Raw genomic sequence first — 1,719 nt, 5'->3', positions numbered from 1 at the left:
AGAATCCGTCTCACAACAAAATTTGAGGCGGATTTTTTTGTTATAAAAGTTTTTCAATATTTTAAGAAAAAGTGAAAAGTTGTTCTCTTCAGGCAACTTTCTTTCTTAAATTGTGTGCTAAAGCGTGTAATCCGAACTCCAATTCCACTTTTTTCAGACCTCTAAGTGTGAATCGTTTAAAATTGTTGCAATGTTTCAGGTGTGCAAACACAGGTTCTACTTCAACTGACCGTTGTTTACGTTTTTTGATGCCTTCTTCACTGTTTAGAAGTTCCCGGATTTTTTCTTTGTAATCTTCCAAATGATGGTTTCGCTCAATGCTCCGGTTTTCTTTGGAACTGTGGCAAACGCCTCTGATTGGGCATCCATCACAATTTTTAGCCTGATAATGCGATAGTTTTTGAGGATAACCGGTCTTGGTTTTCCGAGTGCTTACGTGAGTTTTCTCCATTTTTTGTCCCATCGGACAGACGTAATAATCTCCTTCCTTATTATAATGCAGATTTTCTTTGCTGAATGTTTTGTGCTTCAACTGATAATGGGCATTTTGCTCTTTATCGAAGGTGTTGTACTTTACAAATGGAATGATGTTTTTTTGTTCTAATAATTCATAATTTTCCTCGCTTCCGTAGCCCGCATCGGCAGTGAGTTCTTCCAATTCTTCGAGTTTATTTTTACCAAACAATTTCTCAAAATTCTCCAAATGATGCTTCAGGGTATTGAAGTCGTTGGTCTCTTGATGGATTGTGTAATTTACAATAAACTGATTCTCGGTAGAAATCTGCGCATTATAGGCAGGTTTGAGCTGTCCGTTTTGCATATGGTCATCCTTTAGCCTCATAAAAGTAGCGTCCTCATCAGTCTTGCTGTAGGAGTTCCTCTCTGCCAAAATAGCCTCCTGAGCTTCGTATTTACCGAGGTTTTTCTCAAAATTGTTTTTAATGTAATTCAGCTTGGCTTTGGCTTTTTTGTCGGAATCAGTTTTACCGTCGCTGCCTTTTAATTTGGCATTGATATTTTCTACCGTTTGCTGAATTTTTTCTTTGCTGATTTCTTTAAATTCAGGCGGTTCAGGGTCTTTGTCCTCTTCCCGGGCAACGCTTTGGGCATATTTCCAAAGGTCCTCTAGTTGGCGGAGCATCTTTTCTTTGTTGGTTTTTATGGCATTGGCCCACACAAAAGTGTAGCGGTTTGCCTGGGCTTCGATTTTCGTTCCGTCCACAAAAACCTGTTTCAAACTTACCAAGCCTTCTTCGGCAAGAAGCAAAACCACTTGCGAGAAAATATCTTTGAAAGCTGCTTCAAGCTTGTGAGCCCGAAACCTGTTCACGGTATTATGATCCACGATGCTCATATTGGAGAGCCACATAAAATTGATGTTTTCGCGAAGTGCTTTTTCGATTTTCCGGGAGGAATAAATGTTGCTCATATAGGCAAAAACCATCACCTTGAGCATCATCACGGGATGATAGCTGGGATTTCCCTCTTTGCTGTACGCTTTTAGCAGCGGATCTATATTGATCCTCTCCAAAATATCATTGACAATCCGAACAGGATGATTATTGGGAATCAACTCCTCAAAACTATACGGAAACAACACCGTCTGATTTTGGTTGTAATACTTGAAATTCATAGACAAATATCTGATTATCAAACATAAATATACAAAAATCTAAAATAATAACCAAAAAAAATCCGCCTCAGTTGTGAGACGGATTC

1 protein-coding gene is annotated in these 1,719 nt (G+C 38.8%); it reads right to left on the bottom strand.

Annotation, left to right across the window (positions count from 1 at the left end; all coding sequences use genetic code 11):
• Positions 1–88 precede the first annotated feature (88 nt).
• Complete coding sequence (locus G0Q09_RS14835) at positions 89–1,633, bottom strand: IS1182 family transposase (RefSeq protein WP_257468305.1); 1,545 nt, start codon at positions 1,631–1,633, stop codon at positions 89–91.
• Positions 1,634–1,719 lie beyond the last annotated feature (86 nt).

Source organism: Empedobacter falsenii (genome assembly GCF_019308355.1).
Classification (GTDB): Bacteria; Bacteroidota; Bacteroidia; order Flavobacteriales; family Weeksellaceae; genus Empedobacter; species Empedobacter falsenii_B.
The sequence above is the reverse complement of the archived record's forward strand: the minus strand, read 5'-3'. Positions and strand labels throughout refer to the sequence as shown.